The following is an 8,388-nucleotide window of genomic DNA, read 5'->3' on the forward strand; positions in this document are numbered from 1 at the left end:
GCGATATGCCCCGGACCACCGATATGTTGCGCGAGATTAGCCGGACCCCTACTCGGGGGTAGCCTGTTCATCGGTGGTAGGCAACGAGCAGGTCGTGCCGACCCCGGCACGATCTGGAGGTGTTCTTGCAACGGCTGGCTCCCGGCACGACCGATGAACGGATCTCGCCGAACGCGTCCATCCAGGCCGACGGGAGGGCGCGGTGACGTCGCGAGAGGAAATCTTGCGCCGCGTGCGTGACGGACTCAAGTCCCTGCCCGACGACGAACGCACCGTGCCGGTGCCGCGCCACTATCGCAAGGAGCCCCGCGAGGTCTCCGCCGCGGACCGCTCCGCACTGGTCGAACTGTTCGTCCAGCGGTTGAAACACTATGGAGCTCAGCCGGTACCGGCGATCGAACCGGATCTCGCCGACACCGTCGACACGGTGCTGCGGGCGCACGGCGCCACCTCGGTGACCGCACCCGACGGCCTGCCGGAGGAATGGCTCGGGCGCTGGGCGGAGACGGACGGGCATCGAATCGTCGCCGATCGTGCGCGGCGCTTCACCGGGGACCTCGACCGGGTGGACGCCGTGATCACCACCTGCGCCGGCGCGGACGCCGATTCCGGCACGATCGTGCTCGACGGCGGCCCCGGACAGACCCGCCGCGACTCGACCCTGATACCCGGATTCCGCTTGTGCGTGGTGCGCACCGATCAGATCGTGTCCTCGCTGCCGGAGATCCTCGACCGGCTGGACTCGCGCCGCCCGATCACCTTCATCGGCGGACCGTCGGCGAGCGTGGACCGCGCGCTCTCCCGGGACCGGGGCGAGTCCGACCCCCGGCAACTCATCGTCGTCATCGTCGAATAGCGCCGCCGCAAGCACTCTTTAAGCCCTCGGCAAGCCCCCGACGGCATCGTCTGTATCGACACCGGATCACACCGGTGGAACCCACCGTCGGGTGGTGGGTTGCGGACGGGGCACGTCTCGAGGGGTGGCGTGCCCCGCCCGTCCCCAGCCGGCGCGCTCCTGTCGATCGAGGGGACGACAGGATCGCGGCCGACGGGGCATCCGTTGTGGCGTTGTGATCTTGGTCGGCGGCGCGTCCGGCAATCTCGAGGAATGATGGGTGGTACGCGCGAATGAGGTTGGGAGCGACGATGGAGACTGCAGTCGTCTTCGTACTGGCCTGCCTGCTCTACTGGTGGGGAATGTTGTAGACCGGCTGGGCCGCCGCCCGTAACGGACCGTCCACGACGAACTCCGCCCCGGCCGTGGCGGCCGGGGCGGAGTCATCTTCGGTGATCGGTACGTGCCGAGATGGAGTCATCTTCGACGGTCAGTGCGTGCCGAGATGGGGTCATCTTCGGTGGTCAGTGCGTGCCGAGGCAGAGTCACCCTCAGTTGTGAGCAGTGCGTACCTGGGCGGAGTCACCCTCGGCGGTGGTCAGCGTGTGCCGACCAGTTCGTCGTCGGTCTGCTCGGGCGTATCGCCCTCGCCGCCAACGTTTTTCACGTTGCGCATCAGCACGGTCGCCACGATCGCGGCCGCCACGGCGCTCAGCGCGCCGACGGTGAAGGTGGCCGACATCGCGGAACTGAAGGCGTGGCGGGCCAGGCCGATCACACCGTCGTCGCCGCTGCCGAGCGCGTTCGCGATGGACTCGCGGGCGCCGTCCGACACCCACCGCGGCATCTCGTCGGTGTAGGTACCGGCGAGGATCGCACCCAGCACCGCCACGCCCATCGACGCACCGGTCTGCTGCACGGTGTCGTTCAGCGCGGAGCCGACTCCGGCGTGCTCGGACGGCACGGCGCTCATCAGTGCGCCGATCGCCGCGGGCATCGCCAGGCCGCCGCCGAGACCGAACAGCGCCGAGGCCATGGCCACCGGCCAGAAGCCGCTGTCGGCATCGAGCATCGCCAGCGCGCCGAAGCTCGCGGCGACGATCGCCAGGCCGGTCGCGGTGATGACCTTCGCGCCGAGCTTGCTCACCAGGCTCGCGCCGATCCCGTTGGCGGCCAGCAGCGCGATCGCCATCGGCGTGAAGGCCAGCGCCGTGCGCATCGGCGAGTAGCCGAGCACGAACTGCAGGTACTGGGTCAGCACCAGCACCAGGCCGCCGTTGGCGAAGTTGGCCAGGACCAGCGAGAAGCTGGAGCCGGTGAACGTCCGGTTGCGGAACAGGTTGAGCGGCACCATCGGCGAATCGGTGGTCACCTCGCGGATCACGAAGGCGATCAGCGCGACCGCGGCCGTGCCGAAGGCGATCAGAATGCGGGTGTCGTTCCAGCCGTGCTTGGGCGTCTCGATGATCGCCCACACCAGGGCCACCATCCCGACCATCGACAGCACCATGCCCGGGTAGTCGGGCTTGCGCCACGGGCCCTTCGACTCCGGCATCAGCGTCAGCGCCGCCACGATGGCGATCACCGCGATCGGCACGTTCATCAGGAACACCGCGCCCCACCAGAAGTGGTCGAGCAGGACGCCGCCGACCACCGGGCCGCCGACCATGCCCAGCGTCGCCACCGCGCTCCACGCCGCGATCGCCTTGGGCCGTTCGTCGTCGTCGAAGACGGTGATGAGGATCGACAGCGTGCTGGGCATGATCAACACACCGCCGATGCCCATGAACACCCGGCCCGCGATCAGCAGTTCCGGATTGTTCGCGTAGGCGGCGAGCAGTGAGGCCGCGCCGAACAGCACCAATCCGATGACCATCACCAACCGGCGGCCGTAGCGGTCGGACAGGCTGCCCGAGGTGAGCAGCAGGCCCGCGAACACCAGCAGATACGAGTCGATGATCCATTGGATCTGCTGCGCACTGGCGCCGAGATCGGTCGCGATATCCGGGATCGCGACGGTCAGCACCATGTTGTCGACCACCAGCACCAGCGAACTCAGGCACAGCACCACCAGGATCAACCAGCGGCGCGGGTTGCGGGCGACCGCATCCCGAGCGGCCGTTTCCAGTGTTTCCATCGTGAACCCTTTCCAAGAGCTTCCGCACGTCGTGCGTTATGTCGAACACTGTACGGTCAACGCACAGTGTGCGCAATAGGTACGACGTTCGTGATTCCGAACACTGTACGAAGGATGCGCTATGCTCGAGGCACGAGGAAGGAGCGGTGATGGGCACCCCAACGGAGAAGGCCACGACGGCGCAGCAACTTCCGTCGGTATGGACGCGGCCGCATCGGGCGCGGCGCGAGACCCCGGCGCTGAGCCGGGATCAGATCGTGAACGAGGCGATCGCCCTGCTGGACCAGGAGGGCTTCGAGGCGCTGAGCATGCGCAAGCTGGGCGCACGCCTCGACGCCGGCGCGACCTCGCTCTATACCCACGTGGCGAACAAGGACGAACTCCTCGAGCTCGTCGTCGATCAGGCCATGGGCGAGGCACGGATTCCGGGCGCCATCGAGAACGGCGACTGGCGCGCCACGGTCCTGCACGTCTCCCGCGAGATCCGCGCGACCATCCTGCGGCACCCGTGGATCGCGGTGGTCCTCAGCAGCGCGGGGCTGGCACTGCTCGGCCCGAACATGATGCGGGTGACCGAGTCGATGCTGGCGATCTTCGAGGAGGCGGGCTTCGACGACGATACGACCGATCTGGGGGCCGACGCGATCTTCGCCTTCGTCGTCGGCACCACCTCCGCCGAGGCGGCGACGATGAGCTCGATCGCACGCAGCGGACTCGAGGAGAAGGAGTGGATCGGCCGCCTGATGGATGCCACAGCGGCGGTGTCGAAACCGTATCCGCGGACCTACCGGCGCGCCGTCGAACATCGCGACCGGGATCATGCCAGCCTCCGCGAGGACACCTTCGAACGCGAGGTCGGCCTGATCATGGACGGGGTGGAGGCGCGGCGCAACCAGTGAGCACACGACGGGGCCCGCACCGGAATCCGGTGCGGGCCTTCGTATTTCGTTACATCAGGCGTTGCCGTTGAGGCCGGTGCGCACACCCTCCTCGATGCGCTTGCCGATCTCCGGGTCGACGCTCTTCCAGTAGTCGAACACCCGGCTCAGCACCGGCTCCCCCACGCCGCCCAGCACGTGGCCGACGACGTTGCCCACCAGGCGATCTCGCTCCTCGTCGTTGTACACCTCGCGAACCAGGGTGCCCGCCTGGGTGAAGTCGCCGTCCTCGCGGTGCTGGATGTACCCGGCGCGCACGGCCTCCTGCCCGAAGGTCCAGGTGCCCTCGTCACCGGCGCGGGTGGCGTCGGCGTGCGGGCCGCCGAACGAATTCGGCGCGTACACAGGCACTTCCGGCGCGTTGTAGTCGTACCGCATCGCGCCCTCCTTGGAGTAGGTGTTCACCTCCGCGGCGCGGGCACGGTTCGGCGGCAGCTGCGCGTAGTTGGTGCCGATGCGGTAGCGGTGCGCGTCGGCGTAGGAGAACACCCGGCCCAGCAGCATCTTGTCCGGCGAGAAACCAATGCCCGGAACGACATTCGACGGCTCGAAGGCGGCCTGCTCGATATCGACGAAGTAGTTCTGCGGGTTGCGGTTCAGGGTCCAGCGGCCGACCTCGATCAGCGGGTAGTCCTTGTGCGACCACACCTTGGTCAGGTCGAACGGGTTGAACCGGTAGCCCTCGGCCTCGGACTCCGGCATGACCTGCACGTGCAGGGTCCAGCTCGGGAACTCACCGCGCTCGATGGCCTCGTACAGATCCTGGCGGTGGAAGTCGGGATCGGTGCCGGCCCGCTGGTCGGCCTCGGCCTGGGTCAGGTTCTTGATGCCCTGATCGGTCTTGAAGTGGTACTTCACCCAGAAGCGCTCACCCTTGGCGTTGACCCACTGGTAGGTGTGCGAGCCGTAGCCGTTCATATGACGGTAGGTGGCCGGGACGCCGCGGTCACCCATCAGCCAGGTGACCTGGTGCGCGGTCTCCGGGCGCAGGGTCCAGAAGTCCCACTGCATGTTGTGATCGCGAAGTCCGCTGCCCGGCAGGCGCTTCTGCGAGCGGATGAAGTCGGGGAACTTGATCGGATCCTTGATGAAGAAGATCGGGGTGTTGTTGCCGACGATGTCGTAGTTGCCGTCCTCGGTGTAGAACTTCACCGCGAAACCGCGCGGGTCGCGCCAGGTGTCGGGGCTGCCCTGCTCGCCCGCCACCGTGGAGAAGCGCACCAGCGATTCGGTGCGCGCACCGGGCTGGAACAGCTTGGCCTTGGTGAAGCGGCTGACGTCGTTGGTCACGACCAGTTCGCCGTACGCGCCCGCACCCTTGGCGTGCACGATCCGCTCCGGCACGCGCTCCCGGTTGAACTGCGCGAGCTTCTCGATCAGGTAGTGGTCGTGCAGCAGGATCGGGCCCTGCGTGCCCGCGGTCAGCGACTCGTTGTCGCTGGCGACCGGGATACCGGTGTTCGTCGTGGTCGGCTTGGTCATTCGACGCCTCCTTGGGCTGGTGAGCAAGGCCCCGGGGTATGGGCTGCCCGGGTTATCGGGATGGGTTGTCCGTCCGACGGCACTCCGGGCAGAGCCCCCAGTACACGACCTCGGCCTCGTCGATCGCGAAACCGTGCGCGTCGGACGGGTCGAGGCAGGGGGCGCTGCCCACGGCACAGTCCACATCCACGACCGTGCCGCAGTTCCTGCACACCAGGTGGTGATGGTTGTCGCCGGTGCGGGCCTCGTACAGCGCCGAGGAACCCGCCGGTTCGATCCGCCGCAGCAGGCCGGAGTTCACGCAGGCCCGCAACACGTCGTAAACGGCCTGCGTGGACACCGAACCCAGCTGCTCACGAACCGTGGCGGCGACCCGATCGGCGTCCGAATGCGGTTGGGCTGTCACCGCATCCAGCACCGCGACCCGCGGGGCGGTAACCCGCAGGCCGACCGAGCGCAGTCGCTCGCGGGGATCGAAACCACCGGTGTGCATGAACCCAGTCTGCCCATTTTCTGGAATAAGTCAAGAAAAGACTTTCGAGTCTGTTGCGGGTGGTGAGAGCCGACCGGGCGTCACCAGTCGACCGTCCGAGGGCCCGGCGGATCAACTGGAGGTTCCTCCGAAATCGGTCCCGATCGCGACGACACAGCTCCCGCCAAGAAGGCCGACCAAGGCTGACTCGAAGCCAGCACCCGGGAGGTGACGCGAAGCCAGCGCAGGGGTGGCGGTCGCGTCGCCCACATCACATCGCCGGGTGCGGAATAGATCTGCGGATCGGCCCGTTGATCACCATTGCCGACGCCGGGACAGCCCCGGGCCTCACCACTTCGTCGCTACGAGCGACCACTCGCCGAGAGGCGCATGTTGGGCGTCGGCGCCCGAGCTGCGGAGCCGGCGTGGCGTTCGCAGAGCTCGGAGCGACAGCGCCACCAGGTCATCCCCCCGGCCTGGTGGCGTTTCGCATATTGGGAACCGCGCGCAGCGTTCGCTACCCGGGCGCCGGTACCACCGAGTGCGCACAGTGATCGACCGACAGCGCGGCAACGCGACCATGCGACGGCGCCATCCGCCTAACAGCGCGACGCCCCGACATCACGACGGCCCGACACCGCGACGGCCCGACACCGCAACTCGCCCAACAGCGCAACGTCCGACATCGCAACCGCCCGACACCGCAACCCGCCCAACAGCGCAACGTCCGGCACCACGACCGCCCGACACCGCAACCCGCCCAACAGCGCGACGTCCGGCACCGCGACAGCGCGACACTGCGGCGGTTCGCAAGCGGAGCGCGGTTCGCGAAGCTGCCGAACGTCGGCGAGGATGACCGCATGACCGCTCCGGAGATGCGACGCAGGCTGGGGCTTGCGGACTCGGTGACCATCGGCTTGGGCTCTATGGTGGGCGCCGGGATCTTCGCGGCGCTGGTACCGGCGGCCGCGGCGGCCGGGCCCTGGCTGCTGCTGTCGCTGGCGGTCGCGGCCGTCGTCGCATACTGCAATGCGATGTCCTCGGCGCGGCTGGCGGCGCTGTACCCGGTGTCGGGCGGCACGTACGTCTACGGCCGGGAGCGCCTCGGACCGTTCTGGGGGTATCTCGCCGGTTGGGGATTCGTCGTCGGGAAGACGGCCTCGTGCGCGGCGATGGCGCTGACGGTCGGCAATTACGCGTGGCCGGAGCAGGCTCGAATCGTGGCGGTGCTCGCGGTCGTGGCGGTCACCACCGTGAACTGTGCGGGAGTGCAGAAATCGACGCTGGCCACCCGGATCATCGTGACGGTGACGCTGGCGGTGCTGGCGGCCGTCGTCGGCATCTGCCTGTTCGGAAGGCATTCCGCCGCAACGCCGCTGGCCGAGGGCGTCGGCGCGACCGGCGTCCTCCAGGCCGCGGGACTGCTGTTCTTCGCCTTCGCCGGATATGCCCGCATCGCCACCCTCGGCGAGGAGGTGCGCGACCCACGACGCACCATTCCACTCGCGATCGGCATCGCGCTCGGGCTGGCGCTCGTCGTCTACGCCGCCGTCGCGGTCGCGGCGCTCACGGTCCTCGGCTCCGGCGGGCTGGCGGACGGAATCGATCCCCTCGCGCGTGCCGTATCCGCCGCGGGCGCAAGCGGATTCAGCCCGGTCGTCCGGGTCGGCGCGGTGGTTGCGGCAACCGGATCCCTCCTGGCGTTGCTGCTCGGCGTCTCGCGCACGACGCTGGCGATGGCTCGCGACCGGCACCTGCCCGGTGCGCTGGCGGTCGTGCACCCACGCTTCGAGGTACCGCAGCGCGCGGAACTGCTCGTCGGCGCGGTGGTGGCCGTCATCGCCGCCACTGCGGATCTGCGTGCGGCCATAGGCTTTTCGTCCTTCGCGGTGCTGGTGTACTACCTGATCGCCAACCTCTCGGCGGCAACACTGAGCGAGACGGAAGGCCGCCCGCCCCGGTGGATTCCGGTCCTGGGCGCCCTCGGCTGCGCGGTGCTCGGACTCACGCTCCCCCTCACCTCCGTCCTGACCGGAATCGGCGTGCTGGCCGTCGGCGCAGGGGTCTACGCGGTCCGCGCCGGAGTTCGCGGCTGACACCGGCTGTCGCCCACCGCATCCGGAATTCGACAACCGGCACCGCTGTACACACCGGTGGCATGCGCGCGGTTTATCGCACCCCGTGCCCATCGCCGCACCCTGTCCATGACGCGTACGTGGTGCGTGAATACCCGCAGGGTGCGGCGGGACCTGTACGAGTACGCAAGCACGCACGGGCGCAGCGGGACACGTACGGGCACGCCAGGCACACACAGACGCAGCGCGACACCTACAGCCACGCCAGGCACACACAGACGCAGCGCGACACCTACAGCCACGCCAGGCACACACAGACGCAGCGCGACACCTACAGCCACGCCAGGCACACACAGACGCAGCGCGACACCTACAGCCACGCCAGGCACACACAGACGCAGCGGGATACGTACAGGCAAGCCAGCACACACGGCGCAGCGGGACACGTA

Annotated in this window: 6 protein-coding genes; 3 read left to right on the forward strand and 3 right to left on the reverse strand. The window is 68.4% G+C overall.

Annotation, left to right across the window (positions count from 1 at the left end):
* Positions 1–232: 232 nt before the first annotated feature.
* Positions 233–856: a LutC/YkgG family protein gene (locus NM1_RS33360; RefSeq protein ID WP_169814362.1), complete on the forward strand. Its 624-nt coding sequence runs from the start codon at positions 233–235 to the stop codon at positions 854–856.
* Positions 857–1,433: 577 nt separating this feature from the next.
* Here the strand turns inward: NM1_RS33360 and NM1_RS33365 are convergent.
* Positions 1,434–2,972 (reverse strand): MFS transporter, encoded by a 1,539-nt coding sequence (locus tag NM1_RS33365; protein ID WP_068029361.1) that lies wholly within the window; start codon positions 2,970–2,972, stop codon positions 1,434–1,436.
* Positions 2,973–3,121: 149 nt separating this feature from the next.
* Between NM1_RS33365 and NM1_RS33370 the strand changes: the two genes are divergently transcribed.
* On the forward strand, positions 3,122–3,871 hold the full coding sequence (locus tag NM1_RS33370) for a TetR/AcrR family transcriptional regulator (RefSeq protein WP_068029364.1): 750 nt from the start codon (positions 3,122–3,124) through the stop codon (positions 3,869–3,871).
* A 54-nt stretch (positions 3,872–3,925) separates the two neighbouring features.
* On the opposite strand, the gene NM1_RS33375 is transcribed toward NM1_RS33370, so the two are convergent.
* Positions 3,926–5,392 (reverse strand): catalase, encoded by a 1,467-nt coding sequence (locus NM1_RS33375; RefSeq protein ID WP_068029365.1) that lies wholly within the window; start codon positions 5,390–5,392, stop codon positions 3,926–3,928.
* Positions 5,393–5,444: 52 nt separating this feature from the next.
* Positions 5,445–5,885 (reverse strand): Fur family transcriptional regulator, encoded by a 441-nt coding sequence (locus NM1_RS33380; RefSeq protein WP_068029370.1) that lies wholly within the window; start codon positions 5,883–5,885, stop codon positions 5,445–5,447.
* A gap of 839 nt (positions 5,886–6,724) precedes the next feature.
* Between NM1_RS33380 and NM1_RS33385 the strand changes: the two genes are divergently transcribed.
* A complete protein-coding gene (locus NM1_RS33385) occupies positions 6,725–7,960 on the forward strand; it encodes an APC family permease (RefSeq protein ID WP_068029372.1) in 1,236 nt (411 codons plus the stop codon).
* Positions 7,961–8,388: the final 428 nt, after the last annotated feature.

The organism is Nocardia mexicana NBRC 108244, from assembly GCF_001613165.1.
Taxonomy (GTDB): Bacteria; Actinomycetota; Actinomycetes; order Mycobacteriales; family Mycobacteriaceae; genus Nocardia; species Nocardia mexicana.